This window comes from Kribbella sp. NPDC043289 (genome assembly GCF_056436705.1).
On the sequence record NZ_JBWKCB010000001.1, the window covers coordinates 789816 to 804639 of the forward strand.

At 68.5% G+C, this 14824-nt stretch carries 12 protein-coding genes; 8 read left to right on the plus strand and 4 right to left on the minus strand.

Annotation, left to right across the window (positions count from 1 at the left end; all coding sequences use genetic code 11):
• The first annotated feature begins 26 nt into the window (after positions 1 to 26).
• Positions 27 to 4832 carry an Ig-like domain repeat protein gene (locus AC0662_RS03700; RefSeq protein ID WP_478298281.1) on the plus strand — a complete coding sequence of 1602 codons (4806 nt, stop codon included), beginning with the start codon at positions 27 to 29 and terminating at the stop codon, positions 4830 to 4832.
• On the opposite strand, the gene AC0662_RS03705 is transcribed toward AC0662_RS03700, so the two are convergent.
• A complete protein-coding gene (locus tag AC0662_RS03705) occupies positions 4822 to 6252 on the minus strand; it encodes a DUF4832 domain-containing protein (RefSeq protein WP_478298283.1) in 1431 nt (476 codons plus the stop codon). The genes AC0662_RS03700 and AC0662_RS03705 overlap by 11 nt on opposite strands.
• A gap of 96 nt (positions 6253 to 6348) precedes the next feature.
• Positions 6349 to 7497, minus strand: a complete 1149-nt coding sequence (locus AC0662_RS03710; RefSeq protein ID WP_478298285.1) for an ROK family protein — start codon at positions 7495 to 7497, stop codon at positions 6349 to 6351.
• A 182-nt stretch (positions 7498 to 7679) separates the two neighbouring features.
• On the opposite strand from AC0662_RS03710, the gene AC0662_RS03715 reads away from it, so the two are divergent.
• Positions 7680 to 8660, plus strand: a complete 981-nt coding sequence (locus tag AC0662_RS03715; RefSeq protein ID WP_452198842.1) for a Gfo/Idh/MocA family protein — start codon at positions 7680 to 7682, stop codon at positions 8658 to 8660.
• 11 nt (positions 8661 to 8671) lie between these two features.
• Positions 8672 to 9664 carry a Gfo/Idh/MocA family protein gene (locus AC0662_RS03720; protein ID WP_452198844.1) on the plus strand — a complete coding sequence of 331 codons (993 nt, stop codon included), beginning with the start codon at positions 8672 to 8674 and terminating at the stop codon, positions 9662 to 9664.
• Here the strand turns inward: AC0662_RS03720 and AC0662_RS03725 are convergent.
• Complete coding sequence (locus AC0662_RS03725) at positions 9661 to 10566, minus strand: SDR family oxidoreductase (RefSeq protein WP_478298288.1); 906 nt, start codon at positions 10564 to 10566, stop codon at positions 9661 to 9663. The genes AC0662_RS03720 and AC0662_RS03725 overlap by 4 nt on opposite strands.
• Before the next feature lie 83 nt (positions 10567 to 10649).
• Between AC0662_RS03725 and AC0662_RS03730 the strand changes: the two genes are divergently transcribed.
• A complete protein-coding gene (locus AC0662_RS03730) occupies positions 10650 to 11213 on the plus strand; it encodes a TetR/AcrR family transcriptional regulator (protein WP_478298290.1) in 564 nt (187 codons plus the stop codon).
• On the opposite strand, the gene AC0662_RS03735 is transcribed toward AC0662_RS03730, so the two are convergent.
• Positions 11203 to 12396, minus strand: a complete 1194-nt coding sequence (locus AC0662_RS03735; RefSeq protein ID WP_452198849.1) for a low temperature requirement protein A — start codon at positions 12394 to 12396, stop codon at positions 11203 to 11205. The genes AC0662_RS03730 and AC0662_RS03735 overlap by 11 nt on opposite strands.
• Positions 12397 to 12563: 167 nt before the next feature.
• Here AC0662_RS03735 and AC0662_RS03740 point away from each other — a divergent pair, with 167 nt between their 5' ends.
• The 4 genes from AC0662_RS03740 to AC0662_RS03755 are packed head-to-tail and all read left to right on the plus strand — an operon-like array spanning position 12564 to position 14816.
• On the plus strand, positions 12564 to 13319 hold the full coding sequence (locus tag AC0662_RS03740) for an SDR family oxidoreductase (RefSeq protein ID WP_478298292.1): 756 nt from the start codon (positions 12564 to 12566) through the stop codon (positions 13317 to 13319).
• A gap of 2 nt (positions 13320 to 13321) precedes the next feature.
• A complete protein-coding gene (locus tag AC0662_RS03745) occupies positions 13322 to 13543 on the plus strand; it encodes a hypothetical protein (RefSeq protein WP_452198852.1) in 222 nt (73 codons plus the stop codon).
• A 19-nt stretch (positions 13544 to 13562) separates the two neighbouring features.
• A complete protein-coding gene (locus AC0662_RS03750) occupies positions 13563 to 14447 on the plus strand; it encodes an RNA polymerase sigma-70 factor (RefSeq protein ID WP_452198854.1) in 885 nt (294 codons plus the stop codon).
• A 12-nt stretch (positions 14448 to 14459) separates the two neighbouring features.
• A complete protein-coding gene (locus AC0662_RS03755) occupies positions 14460 to 14816 on the plus strand; it encodes a nuclear transport factor 2 family protein (protein ID WP_452198855.1) in 357 nt (118 codons plus the stop codon).
• The last annotated feature ends 8 nt before the right edge of the window (positions 14817 to 14824 follow it).

Genomic DNA, 14824 nt, shown 5'->3' on the forward strand with positions numbered 1-14824 from the left:
ATCCGCCTATGAAGGAGTTCCCTGCCATGACACCTGCCCTGAGACACCGATTCAGACGGGCGCGCGCCGTCTCGGCGATGCTCGCGGCCGCGCTGGTCGCCGGCTCCGGCGCCGCGATCGTCTCCACCACGTCAGGAGCCGAGGCCGCCGCCGCGGCCGAGTCCACCGGCGCGCCGAGCCTGAACGTCCGCGACGGCCAGACCCTCGAGGGTACGGCGGCCGTCACCGCCGAGCCGTCCGCCGAGAACGACTCGGTGGTCGCGCTCAAGGTCGACGGTGCACAGGTCGACGCCGCGAAGACCGCTGGTACGGCGCACTTCGCGTTCGACATGGGCGGCAACGGCACCGAGGCGCGGTACCACAACTACCTCACCGTGAACGGCCGCACCGAGAAGGTGTTCTTCCCGGACATCGCGGGCGGCCAGAGCGGGCGCCTCGACATCCCCGGCGAGTGGCTGCACACCGGCGTCAACACGGTCACCGTGCACGCCGGCGCCGCCTGGGTGGACACCACCAACACCGCCGCGGTCGGCTACGAGGTGCTCCCGTACGGCGAGGGCGGCCGCTGCCCGAACTACGACGACTTCCCGCTGAGCAGCATCGGCCTGAGCCTGCTCGGGACCGCGATCGACGGCGAGCAGAACGACTTCAGCTACAGCTTCGGCGACGGCACCTGCGGCAGCTCGAAGCACCTACTGACCCAGGACCTGACCTTCGTGGTCTCCGGCGAGCCCGGCAGTACGGCGGGACTCCGCAAGGATCTCGACACCACGCAGCTGACCAACGGCGAGCACACGATCGCGGCAACGACCGCCTCCGGCGCGACCGCGACTGCCACCGTGCAGGTCAACAACGCCCCCGCCGGCGCCCCGAAGATCACCCCGGCCGACGGCACGGTCGTGAAGGGCGAGCAGCCTGTGATCGCCGCCGTCCCGGGTGACGCCCAGGTGGACTCGCTGGCGATCGACGGTGCGCCCGCGCAGAACGACGAGACCCTGGCCGCGGGTACGGCGACCTTCGGCCTCACGGTCGAAGCAGGGAACTCCGTCGAGGCCCGTTACCACAACTACCTGCTGGTCAACGGCAAGCGCGTCGACCTCGGTGGTGACTACGGCGTGAGCGGCGCGGAGCCGGTCTCGATCAAGCTCCCGCAGCGCTTCCTGAAGCTCGGTGACAACACCGTTCAGCTGAAGACCGGCGACTACAACGGCACGCTGAACGGCGCGACCTGCGCGAACCACGACGACTTCAAGATCAGCGCTCCGGTCCTCAGCGCCGCGGGCACGGTCACGCGCGGTACGACGTACCTGCTGACGACGACGGGCTCGACCACCACGAAGGCCGCGACGAGCGACGCGATCCTCGCGCTGGGCGACGGCACGTGTGGGCCGAACAAGGAGGCCGAGTTCCACTTCACGATCGCGGATGCTCCGACCACGAGGACGGTCGAGACGCTCGGGAGTGCGGGCGACGCGCACCTGAAGGTGTACGTCGGTGGCAACGGCGCCGACAACGGGTACGACAACAAGGTGCTCGTGAACGGGATCCCGCTGGACCTGGGGATCTGGGAGAAGGAGACCGCGGACCTCACCTTCCCGAACGAGTGGCTGGTCCCGGGCGTCAACGTGATCGAGTTCGTGGCCGGTACCGACCACGGCAGCGCCAAGCCCGGCGGGTGCGACAACTACGACGACTACACGCTGCGGGACTTCGAGCTCACCCCGGCCGCGGGCAAGGCCACTCAGCTCACCAAGTCGGTTGCCGAGAGCAACGTGACGATCGGCGGCGCGACGTACCCGGCCGGTTCGCCGGTGACCGTGTACATCGGGGACGGCAGCTGTGGCAGCAGCTTCAATGCCGAAGTACGCAAGACGATCCTGTTCGACGTGACCGCGACGGACGGGTCGCCGCTGGCGGCGCGCGGCCGCCGGGCCGATGTCGACACCACCGGGATCGCGGACGGCGCGCACACGATCGAGGCGGTCGTCGGTGACAAGACCGCGACGCGGCACTTCACCGTCGACAACTCTGCACCGACCGTCGAGAACAGCGTCCCGGCCGCGGGCCAACGACTGACCTCGACCGTCGCGCTGATGGTGAACGTCAAGGACGCCACCGGTCTGTCCGGTACGCCGCTGATCACGCTCGACGGCAAGCCGGTGAAGCAGGGCGACCAGATCGGTCACGGCCTGCCGGCCGGCGCGCACACTCTTGCGGTGACCGCGGCCGACACGCTCGGCAACACGGCCACCCGCGAGATCAAGTTCACCAGCGCGAGCATCCCGGATGTGCCGACCGATCTCGGTACGACGGTCAGCGGGGTGAACGAGCAGGCAGCGACGCTGTCCGCGAAGATTCCGGGTGAGGACGGCGTACCGCTGACGGCGACGTTCACGAAGGCGGACGAGTTTGTCCCGTCGACCGGGTACCAGGGCGAGGCGGCCGACGTACCGACCACGTTGGACGTCGCGCACGACAAGACTGTCGACGTGAAGTCGCTCCGGCCGCTCGACGGGAAGACCGTCGACACGGTGTCCAGCCGGGCCGTGGTGTTCCAGCGATACGACCTGAACTTGGGCGCCACGCCCTCGCCGCCGACGCTGCGGTGGGAGGGGACGATCGACCCGAAGCGCGTTGTCGCACTGCGCGCGTGGGATCCGAAGGCGCAGAAGTGGGTCGCGCTGACGAGCGGCCGGGGTCAGACCGGCCGGACCACTGTCCTCACTACGCAGGTCGAGAACCAGTACCGGGACGGCAGCGTCGTTCACGTGCTCGTGACCGGTGAGGACCCGTTCGCCGACGATCTGTCGCCGCGGGACTCGTCGGCCCAGAACGACAAGGACCACTTCGAGGACCCGGCGTCGTACGACTTCGCGATCGCCCACTTCACCGACACGCAGTACCTCACCGAGGGCGCGGCCGGTGGCACCTACGACGACTGGGACGGCGTGAAGGAGCCCAGCGACGTGATGACCGCCGAGGAGCAGGCGATCTGGGCGGCGGCGTACCGCAACGAGGTGCAGTGGATCGCCGACAACAGCGCCGGCCGCAAGATTCAGTACGCCGCGCACACCGGCGACATCATCGAGAACGACTACTACGACCCGCTGGCGACCAAGCCGGACGGCTCGCTGCAACGACCCGGCCTGAACGAAGAGGTGGAGAAGGAGCTCGCGCTGGCGTCGAGCTACCAGGCGATCCTCGACAAGAAGGGCGTCGTCAACCAGGTCATCGCCGGTAACCACGACAACCAGTTGGGTGCGGAGACCGGCCCGGCGTCGCGGTTCAGCAAGACGTTCAGCGCCGAGCGGTACCAGGAGGTCGCGAAGGGCTGGCCGGCCGGCGCGGAGTACCACGCCTGGGACGAGAAGGTGAACGCCGACGGGTCGATCACCCCGGGCAAGGACAACCAGAACAACTACGTGCTGTTCTCGGCCGGCGGTCTGGACTTCGTCGCGGTCGGTCTGTCGTACGGCGTGACTCCGCAGGAAGCGAACTGGGCGGACTCGATCTTCAAGCGGTACAAGGACCGCAACGGGATCCTGTTGTCGCACGACTACCTGCGCCCGTCCACCAACCCGGACGGTCGCGACGCCGGCTTCTCGGCACCGGACGGCTCGCCGCTGTACAAGCAGGTCGTCGAGAGTAACCCGAACGTCTTCCTGGTGCTCGCCGGTCACGAGCACGGCGTCGGCACCAACCTGAAGACGAAGGTCGGCGTGACGGTCGCGCACGATGTCGTGGAGCTGCTCGCGGACTACCAGTTCTACACGGTGCCGGCCGGTGAGCTGTGGCCGTCGTTGGTCGATGCTTCGGGCAACATCGACGTCAACGGTGACGGTACGCCGGACCACAAGGCGACCGACCGGCTGCAGTTCGGCGCGAGCTTCCTGCGGCTGCTGCAGTTCGACGTCAAGCGGGCCGAGATGCACATCGACACGTACTCGCCGTTCCTGAACAACTTCGGGGCGACCGAGTACGACCTGCGCCAGGACGGCAGCCAGACGAAGCCGCGGTACAACGGTGCCGAGGACAACCTCACGCTGCCGGTCGACCTGAGCACGCGTAAGACGTCGTTCAGCACCGACTCGCTGGCGGCGTACGTGCCGAACGGTGTGATCGGCACCGACACCGTGACCGCCAACGGTACGGCGACCACGACGTGGAACGGGTTGACCCCCGCTACGTCGTACGGCTGGATCGTCACGGCTCGGAGCGCGGACGATGGTACGGCGGTTGCGCAGCCGTCGGTGTTCCGGACTCGCAAGGGTCAGCCGGTCGTCACGGCTCCGGCGGTGACCACACCGTGGGGTAGGGCGGCGAAGGTGACTGTCACCGTTGCCGCAGGCAACCTGCCGGTCGACGGCACGGTCGAGCTTCGAGAAGGCACCAAGGTCCGGGGTGCGGCTCCGGTCTCGGGTGGCAAGGCGACGTTCACCCTGCCGGTCGGGCTGAGTGCCGGTGCGCACGCACTGACCGCGGCGTACTCGGGTAGCGACACCTTCGAGCCGGCGCAGGGCGCGGTGAATGTCACTGTCGCCCTGCCACCGGTGTGGAACGCGAAGACCCTGTACAAGGGTGACGCCACGGTCTCGTACCAGGGTAAGCCGTATCTGGCCGCCTGGGCGAGCATCCGCCAGACGCCGGGGGACCCGTACGGCGCCTGGCAGGAGCTCGCGATGACCGAGGACGGTACGACGTTGTGGACCGCGTCCCGGATCTTCGAGAAGGGTGACGTGGTGTTGTTCAAGGACAAGCGGTACCAGGCCAAGTGGTGGACCCGGAACCAGGCTCCGGGCGATCCGTACGGGCCCTGGACGCCTATCCGGTAGTCACTGTCTGGCCGAGGTCGTTGTACCCGGTGCTCGGCTGCCAGGTTCCGTTGTTGGCGAGACGCAGCGCGTAGACAGCGTTGTAGGTCTCGCTGGAACCTGGCAGGCGGGCCTGGGACTGCAGCTTCGGGTCGGCGATGTTCAGCAACACCTTGTACTTCCCGGGCACCGGCGGAGCGGGCACGGTCCAGGTGAGGTCGGTTGAGCCGCCGGCTCCCCAGCGGCGGGGATCGGCGGGTACGTCGACCTTGAACGTGTGCTTGTCGTTCTGGAACACCAGCTGGACCTGTCGCGGGTTGAACGGCGCTGCCCAGCCGTCGTTGCGGATCTGCAGGTCGACCTGGACCTTCCCGCGGCGGCTCGTGACCGTGCTCTGCGTCAGTGCGAAGCGGTAGCCGAGCTTCTGCTTCGCGGTCGTGATGTTGTCGCCCCAGGTGTTCAGGACGTCCTTGTTGTAATCGGTGTTCAGGAACGACACGTGCAGCTGGGCCATTTCGGCCGACGCCGACGGCCAGTCGGATCGTGGTGAGTTCACTGCGCAGGTCTCACCACCTTCGGGCACGTAATTGGTGTCCTGGGCAACGAAGTCCTTGTCGAGCTGGATCGGGTCGCTCAGGTAGGTGCCGAAGTCGTCCGGGCTGGCGAGGAAGCAGTCGTTGTGGTGCCCGATCCGCGCCAGCGCCGAACCGTCGTACGCCTGCTGCGCGGTCAACGCGCCAGCGGTGCCGGTGGGTACGCCGTACATGCGTTGCTTCATGTACGGCGTACGGACCTGGATCATCTTGTCTTTCGGCAAGGCCTTCAGGAGTGCGTCGATGACGGCCCGGCGGTCGAGCCAGTTCTGGTCCGAGACCTGGCTCGGGTCCTGCGGGTTCGAGAAGTGGTCGGTGTAGTAGCCCTCGCCCCAGAGCCCGACGAAACCGGACTGGACAAGCTCGATGACATCCGAGTTCTCGCGCAGCACCGGGGTGAGTTGCTGGATGTGCTTCAGGACGCGCGCGACCGGAGCATCGCCGTACGGCGTCGGTGGTGGCCAGCCGTCACCGGGCAGGGCGTACGCGAACCGGACGATCACCTTCACGCCGGCTGCACGGGCGGTGCGGAAGTCGGCGCGGACCAGGTCGAGGTATTGCTTGTCGAGCGTGTCCTGGGTCGCGAACTTCTCGAGGTAGAAGACGCGGAGTATCTGGGTGATGTTTTCCTGCGTGCGGAAGCCGCGCAGGGTGGTGACGTCGAGCGGGACGTACCCGGTGTTGTCGGCCCGGTAATGCGTCTCGGTGTGGTGGTAGAAACCACGCTCCTGGTTGGCGATCACGTCGTCGAACGTGGTGTAGGTGCGTGTTGTGTTCGGTGTGGCGATTGCCTGCTGGGCGGGGAGCAGCAGGCCGATCGCGGCGACGGCTGCAGCGAGCTTTCTCATGGTCGTCTCCTAGCTGATGCTGGCGGTGTGCAGGAGCGAGCGTCCCTTTCGCTGGGCGTGGCGATGGGGATAATCATGGAGTCCAGGGAAATTATGTCAAGGTCTCAGGCCGGAGGTGATCGTCGACTCGACCTCCTCGAGCGCCAGCCGGACCGCGCCGAGCGCGACCCCCTCGTCGGCGAACGCGGACACCCGGATCTCCGGCGTTCGCAGACACCATCGATCCACTTCCCGCCGCAACGGCTCCACCATCACATCCGCCGACCGCGAGAACCCACCCCCGATCACCACCAGTTGGGGGTCGAGTGTGAGCACGAGCGCCGAGGCCCCCACCGCCAGATCCTTCACATACCCCCGCACCGCTTCCAGAGCACCCGCATCACCCTCCCGAGCCGCCACAAACACCCGCTCAAACTCACCCGAACCATTTGTAGGCGGCGCGGTTTTCGCTAGCCAGGCTTGGAGGTGTTTGGGGGCTTCCTGCCAGCCTGCGGCTGGGAGCGCTCCTATTTCGCCGGACCAGTTGGCGAAGCCTCGGTGGAGTTTGCCGTCGATGATTAGGCCGGCGCCGGTGCGGAGGCCGGCTAGGAGGAAGACGACGTCTTTGGCGTAGCGGGCTACGCCTCGCCAAGTCTCGGCGAGTGCGGCTAGTTTGCAGTCGTTTTCTACGCGGACGGGGCCGGGGACCAGGCGGCGTACGTGCGCGGCGAGATCCACTCCGGTCCACTCGGGGAGGGAGTCGGACAGCATCACCTTGCCGGCGCCGTCGACCAGGCCGGTGGTTGCCACGCCGGTCGCCCAGATCTCGCCGGACCCGGCGTCGACGCGCGCGCCGGCGAGGGCTTTGGTGACGCAGCGGTCGAGGGCGGCGAGGCGTTCCCGGCGGCCGGCTTCGGCGCGGATCTCGACCCGGGTCTGATGCAGCACCTCGCCGTCCAGATCCGTGACGACCGCCAGCGCCTTGTGCCCACCGATGTCCACCCCGAGCAACCGCCCGGCCCCAGCGTTGAACCGGTACCGCCGCGCCGGCCGCCCGACCGACCCCACGGCCGGCGCCACCTCGGCCAGCCAGCCGCGTCCGAGCAGGTCCCGGGCGACGTCCTCGGTCGATGCGCGCGACAGTCCTGTGCGTTTGGACAACTCGGTGAGCGTCAGCGGCTGGTCCCCGCGCAACTCCCGCAGTACGGCGACCGCGTTGAGCTGGCGCAACCGCGAGAGGTCCCCGCCGGCCGGCTCCTCAGTCATCCGCGGCTCCTCACCTAATCCAGGACTCCTGGATAACTATAAGCACCGCGTCTGCGCACCGGTCTCAGCGTGTGAAAGGGCGCGCCAGACCCCTGTCCAGACCTCCTGACAACGTTGTACCGTGATCAGCCGACGGTCGATCCGAAACGTTTCCGAACGCATCCGAAATGAGGAGGACCTGCGTGTCCAATCCACTGAAGATCGCCACGCTCAGCTTCTGGCACGTGCACGCCGGCGACTACTCGAGGCAGGCTCAGGCGCACCCGGGGACGGACCTGGTGGCCGTCTGGGACGACGACGCCGAGCGCGGCAAGGCCGGCGCCGAGAAGTTCGGCGTGGAGTACACCGACGACCTCGACGCGCTGCTCGCCCGGGACGACCTGGACGGCGTGGTGATCACCACCCCGACCGACGTGCACCGCGACATCATGGTGAAGGCCGCGCAGGCCGGTAAGCACATCTTCACCGAGAAGGTGCTGGCGCCGACGGTCGCGGAGGCCGAGGAGATCGTCGCGGCGACGGACGCGGCCGGCGTGAAGCTGATCGTCTCGCTGCCGCGGCTGTATCACGGGTACACGACGGCGATCCGCGAAGTACTCGACAAGGGAACCCTCGGTCAGCTGACGTACGGCCGGGTCCGGCTGTCGCACGACGGCGCGATCGGGCGGGACGGCAACGAGGGCTGGCTGCCGCAGCGGTTCTTCGACCCGAAGTCCGCGATCGGCGGCGCGCTCACCGACCTGGGGTGTCACCCGGTCTACCTGACACAGCTCTTCCTCGGCGCGACGCCCGAGACGGTGAGTGCGACGTACCGCTCGGTGGCCGGTCGTGGTCTGGAAGACAACGCTGTCGTGGTGGCCGGGTACGGCGACCAGAAGATCGGTGTGATCGAGGCCGGATTCGCGAGCGGCAACCCGTTCACGATCGACCTGTTCGGGACCGAGGGCACGCTCACGTACACCGACGCGGGCAACGTGCTCACGGTGAACGGCGAACAGGTCCCGGTGCCCGAGCACTCGACCGACGCGTTCGCGCAGTGGGTCGATCACATCGCCAACGACACCCGCGCCGACGACAACATCGCGCGCGCGATCGAGCTGACCCGCCTGGTGGTCGCGGCGAACGCGGCCGCCGAGTCGAACCGCGTCATTTCCTACAGCTGAGGAGCGTTCCGATGATCAAGGTTGGGCTCATTGGCGCCGGTGGAATCGCCTCGGCGCACATCCGCGGGTACGCCGAGCACGCGGACAAGATCGGCATCACCGCGGTCGCGGACGCGGTCGCGGAGACCGCGAAGAAGCGTGGCGAGGAGCTCGGCGCCACGTCGTACACGGACTATCGGGAGATGCTCGCCAACGAGGAGCTGGACGCGGTCGACATCTGCCTGCCGCACCATCTGCACCGGGACGCGATCGTCGCGGCGGCCGAGGCGGGCAAGCACGTGCTCTGCGAGAAGCCGTTGTGCCTCAGCGCGGAGGAGGCCGCCGACGTCCGGGCAGCGGTCACCAAGGCCGGCGTGACGCTGATGTGCGCGCACAACCAGCTGTTCATGCCGGCGGTGGCGAAGGCCAAGGAACTGCTCGCGGCCGGGACGATCGGCACCGTCTACGAAGTACGGACGACCGACAGCTTCTACAACGACTTCGACCCGAGCTCGATGGGCTGGCGGGCGAGCAGCAAGACCAGTGGTGGTGGCGAGCTCATCGACACCGGGTACCACCCCACTTACCTGATGCTGCACCTGGCCGGCGGGCTGCCGGTCGAGGCCACCGCACTGCTCTCCACGCACCGGTTGAAGTTCATGGAGGGCGAGGACTCCGCGCAGGTCCTGATCCGGTTCGACAACGGGGTCGTCGGCCAGATGGTGACCAGCTGGGCCTACCAGCCGGCCGAGGGCACTGAGCGTTTCTCCGTGGTCGGCGAGCTCGGCTCCCTGACCAGCGACGGTACGACGCTGTCGTACCGGCTCCGCTCCGGCGAGACCGAGACCTTCTCGTTCGAACCGGTCGACACCTTCGTCGCCGAGATCGGCCACTTCGCCGACTCGCTGGCCGACGAGACGCGTCCGCTGCACACCGAGGAGGAAGGGATCGCCGTCCTGGGGATCCTGCTCGCGGCGTACGAGGGCTCGCGGACGAAGGTCATCGCCCCGGTCCTCAAGGTCTAACCGAAGTAGAACCCGGCCGCCAGGTCGGCGAGCAGGTCCGGATGGGTGGGCTGCCAGTTGAGCAGCTCACTTGTCCGGGCCGCCGACGTCGGGCTGTTCATACTCGCGAACCGACCGAGGAACCCGAGGTACTGCGCTGCGTCCTCAGCGGCGACCGAGCGCGCCGGAAGGTCGAGGCCGCGACCGATGGCCTCGGCGATCGTGCGGAACTCGATGCCCTCGTCCTGGACCGCGTGCAGCCGGCTGCCCGCGGGGGCGGACTCCAGCGCCAGCCGGTAGAGCCGGGCGGCGTCGAGCGTGTGGACCGACGGCCAGCGGTTCGTCCCGTCACCGACGTACGCCGCGAAGCCGTTGGTGCGGGCGAAGGCGATCAGCGTCGGCGCGAAACCGTGCAGATCGAGGCGGCTGTGGGTGATCTGCGGCAGCCGGATGATCGACGAGCGGACTCCCTTGGCAGCCAGGTCGACGACGAAGTTCTCGGCGTCGATGCGGTAGCCGCCGTTCGGGTCGTAGTCCTCCTCGGTGGCGGTCCGGTCGCGCACGATCTGGGCGAGCATGCCGGTGCCCGACGTACTCACGAGTGGTTTGTCGGTGCCGGCGAGAGCGTCGCCGATCGTCCGCAGGGCGGCGAGATCCGACTCCGCGGCACCGGCCAGGTCGCCCGCCGCCATCGCATCGTGGCGGAACGCGAGGTGGACGACGCCGTCGGCGGCCGTGGCCGCGGCGTGCAGCCGGTCGAGATCGTGGAGGTCGCCGCGGATCGCCTCGGCGCCCCAGTCGGTCAACCGCTTGGCGGAATCGTCGGAGCGGGCCAGGCCGAGAACCTGGTGGCCGTTGTGCAGGAGCTCGGGGACGAGGGCGGACCCGACGTGCCCGGACGCTCCGGTGATGAAGACGCGCATGCTGCTTCCTTTCGTGATGTCAGTGTGTGACATCACGACCGTACACCCTGATGTCATTGAATGACATCGGCTAGGATCGAGCCATGGGACGGTGGGAACCGGGCGCGGCCGGGCGGCTGCGCGAGGCGGCGATGGCGCTCTACACCGAGCGCGGGTACGACGGCACGACCGTCGCCGAGATCGCCGACCGGGCCGGCGTCACCGCCCGCACGTTCTTCCGGCACTTCGCGGACAAGCGCGAGGTGCTGTTCGCCGGGTCCGAGATGCTCGAGCACCAGATGGTGAAGGCACTCCGGGAGGCGCCACCCACCGCGACGCCGATGGAGGCGGTCGTGGCCGGGGTGCTGGCGTCGGCGGAGTTCTTCGACGACATCCGCCGGGAGTACTCGCGCCGCCGGGCGACGGTGATCGCCTCGACGCCGGAGCTGCGAGAGCGCGAGCTGATCAAGATGGCGTCGCTGACGGCGGGGATCACCAACGCGCTGCTCGACCGGGGCGTCGATCGGGACGTCGCAGCGCTGGCGGCCGAGACCGGTGTCGCCGTGTTCCGGGTGTCGTTCGAGCGGTGGATCGCGGCGTCCGACGACGTACCGATCACTGAGGTGATCCGGTCGACGCTGAAGACGCTGTCCGAGCTCACTGCCTGACGGTCTCGGTCCACGAGGCGACTGCGACCAGGGCAACGCAGGTCGCCGCAAGTAGGGCGAGGTCGGCGACCGATCCGATCTGCGGTGTCGCGAGCGGCAGTGCGAGCAGTACCGCGGCGCCACCGGCCGCCGTACCGAGGTGGGCGCGGGACGGCTCGCCGACGCAGCGGTGCACGGCCCAGAGTAGGAGGACGAAGCAGGCGGCCGGTACGGCGACCGCGTAGCTCGCGCCGGTCGGGGACAGATGGAGCTCGTGACTGGTCTGTTCGACCGCGACCTCGAGGCCGGCGCCGAGCGCGGCGAGCGAGGCGAAGATGCCGTAGTGACCGTAGCCCCAGCGGTACGAGCGGTCCCGCCGGTCCTCGAGCCGCGGACCGGCCGGGCGCAGGAAGTACAGCCACCACAGGGCGAACAGGATCACCAGTCCACACGCCGCGACGGCGATCAGTTCCGCGCTCACCGCGGTCGCCACGACAGCTCGCCGTACGGCGTTGGACGAGGCCAGGACCGCCTCGCCGAGCAGGATGATCGTGAACAGGCCGTACCGCTCGGCGATGTGATGCGGATGCCAGTTCGTGGAGTGTGGACGCTCGGCCCACAGCGGCACGCACAACTCGAGGGCGGCCAGGACGACGAACGTGACGAGCAGGACGCGATCCGAAGCGCCCGTGGTCGCGAGATACAGCCGGCCGAACCAGCCGACCTGCAGGATCCCGATCCCGAACGCATAGCGGAACGCCGTACGCCGGGAGGCCGGGTCCTCGATGCCGGCGCGCAACCACAGCGAGATCAACCCGAGCCGCATGATCAAGTAGCCCAACGTGATCATCAGGTAGTCACCGTGGTCCGCTGCGGCCGGGACGCCGGCGCCGAGCAGCAGTACGCCGGCCATCTGCACCATCGTGAGGATCCGGTACGTGACGTCGTCGGTGTCGTACGACGAGGCGAACCAGGTGAAGTTCATCCACGCCCACCAGATCGCGAAGAACACCTGCAGGAACGGCAGTACGCCGTCGCTCGCGTGACCGTCGGCGATGGTGTGCGCGAACTGCTCGGTGACCGCGGCGACCGCGACCACGAACGTCAGGTCGAACAGCAGCTCGAGCTGACTGGACACCCGGTGCGGCTCGTCGATCGGCCGCGCCGTCATCCGCACCCGGATGCGGATTCCTGGGCTTGACACCTGCGGGCTCCCTTCGTCGGACGTCCTCATCCAGTGAGACAGCGCACAAACCTCGGCTGTGACCGGACGGGAGCTGTCACAAGACGGCGTACTGCCCTGTCTCACCTCATGACAAGGGCGGAATCCACCGCCCACGTCAACGAAACGTCAACGAAAGGGTTCAAGCGATGAAGATCGTCGTGATCGGCGGGACCGGCCTGATCGGTACGAAGCTGGTGGCGAAGCTCACCGAGCACGGCCACGAGGCGGTGCCGGCCGCGCCGAGCACCGGAGTGAACACCATCACCGGCGAAGGCCTGGCGGATGTCCTGAAGGACACCGACGTGGTGATCGACGTGGCCAACTCGCCGTCGTTCGAGGCCGGGCCGGTGATGGAGTTCTTCCGGACCTCGACCGGGAACGTGCTGCAGGCCGAGGCCGCGGCGGGCGTCCGGCACCACGTCGGGATCTCGATCGTCGGCACCGAGCGGATGCCGGACAACCACTACTTCGCTGCCAAGATCGCCCAGGAAGAGCTGATCAAGGGCTCGGGGATCCCGTACTCGCTGATCCACGCGACCCAGTTCTTCGAGTTCGTCGCGGCGATCGCCGACGAGGGCACCTGGAACGACGGCAAGGTGCACATCGCGCCGGTCGCCTGGGCGCCGATCGCGGGTGAGGACGTCGCGGCGATCCTCGGCCGGACCGCCACCGGTGCGCCGCTGAACACCCGGATCGACATCGCGGGCCCGGACGAGTACCGGATGGAGGAGTTCTTCCGCACCGCCCTCGCGCAGCGTGGGGACACCCGCGAGGTGGTCGCCGACGAGCACGCGCGGTACTTCGGCTCCGAGCTCACCGAGCGCAGCCTGGTGCCGGTCGGCGAGGCGACGCTGGGGGAATGGCACTACGACAAGTGGTACGCCGCACAGGACGGTCAGTGACGATGGCCGGCGACGATCCGTTCCTGCGTGCGCTCGACGTGGAGGTCGAGGCCGACATCGCGCTGAACGCGGCCGGTACCGCACCTGACGACGAGCCGCCGAGTGAGTGGCTGGCCGATCCCTTCGAGGTGGAGGCGGAGGCCGCGGACCTGAACAGCCTGCACGGCGCGATCGAGGCCCTGGAGGGTGATTCGGGGGTGGATCCGAACGTATCCTCCAGCTGAGATCCGAGGGGGTTGTCCGATGGTGGACGACGTGGACGACGTGGGTGACCTGGACGACGCGGTCGCCGTGTTCAACGAGGTGCGGCCGCGGCTGATGGGGATCGCGTACCGGATGCTCGGCAGTCACTCCGAGGCCGAGGACCTGGTCCAGGAGGTGTGGCTGCGCTGGCAGGCCGCCGATCGGGCCGCGGTGCAGAGCCCGGTGGCGTACCTGTCGACCGCGGTCACCCGGCTCGCGATCAACGCGAGCCAGTCCGCCCGCGCCCGCCGGGAGACCTACATCGGCCCGTGGCTGCCCGAGCCCGTCGACACCAGCGCCGACCCGTACCTGGGAGCCGAGCGCGGGGAGGCGCTGAGTTTCGCGGTGCTCCTCGTGCTCGAGCGGCTGTCGCCGACCGAGCGGGCGGCGTACGTGCTGCGGGAGGCGTTCGACTACTCGTACGGCGAGCTCGCGACCATGCTGCAGTCGACCGAACCGGCCGTACGGCAACTGGTCAGCCGGGCTCGTAAACGGATCCGCGCGGAACGGCGTACCGAGGTCAGTGGGAGCGAGCAGCAGACGCTGCTGTCGGCGTTCATCGTGGCCGCGCGGTCGGGTGATCTGAGCGCGCTGGAGACTCTGCTCGCGAAAGATGCGATCAGCTATTCCGACGGCGGCGGCGCGGCGCGGGCGTCGAAGTTCCCGGTCGTCGGGCGGCTGCGCGTGGCGAAGTACCACAGGGCGTTCCACACCCGGTTCTGGGTTGGTGTCGACGTCGAGTTCGGGATGGCGAACGGCCGCGCGGTGTCGCTGCTCCGGCGCGACGGTACGACGTTCGCGGTGTGCACCGTGACCGCATCCGAGGACGGCATCGACGAGGTGCTGTGGATGATGAACCCGGCGAAGCTGACCGCGATCGCCTGAGCTGGAGGAGCTGTGTCGAAGCGGGGCGATCATGCCGTCGTACACCGGTTCGCGACCGCGTGGCGGGCGGGCAGTCCGGGCGCGATCCGCAGCCTGCTCGCGCCCGAGGTCGTCGCGGTCAGCGACAGCGGCGGACGGGTGCCCGCGGCGCTCGGTCCGGTCCACGGACCGGAGCAGGTGGCCCGGTGCGTGACCGAGTTGCTCGGTCCGGACATCGCGCTGACCGTCGAGGCGGTGAACGGGGAGCCTGGCGTCGTACTGCGGGGGACCGCGGGCGTGGTCGCGGTGGTCAGCCTGAAGCTCACCGGGGCGAAAGTGGCGGCGGTGTGGATCGTGCTGAACCCGGACAAACTGCGCGGCTGGGGCTGATGCCGCTC